The 322-nt window shown below is 71.1% G+C and carries 1 pseudogene; it reads left to right on the top strand.

The features are described 5' to 3' along the window. Positions 1–322, top strand: a pseudogene (locus tag AC559T_RS17930) (hypothetical protein); the annotation flags it as partial.

Raw genomic sequence — 322 nt, 5'->3', positions numbered from 1 at the left:
AGACGTGATCGCCGCTCTGGAGAAGGCCGCCACCGAGGAGGAGAAGACCCGGCAAAAAGGGGCGGCACGCAGGGACAAGGCGGGCAGAACGTCGCGGACGACCCCGGGCGGGAAGAACGGCGACGCCTCCGGCGCCGACGCAAGGTCCGGCTGACCGCTGCTCTGCTCGGACGGTCGCGGGGCGGGTAGACCAGCAAGGTCCATCTCGCTGCTGACCGGCGGTGTCGGCCGTTGGCGTTCGTGCTGACCGCGGGGCAGGCCGCGGACAGCCCGCAGTTCATACCCGTGCTGGAGAAGGTACGGGTGTCCGGGCCGGTCGGTC

Origin of the sequence: Frankia sp. Hr75.2 (genome assembly GCF_949319125.1) — a bacterium.
Classification (GTDB): domain Bacteria; phylum Actinomycetota; class Actinomycetes; order Frankiales; family Frankiaceae; genus Parafrankia; species Parafrankia soli.
Note: the sequence above shows the minus strand (reverse complement) of the source record. Positions and strands in the feature narration are given on the sequence as shown.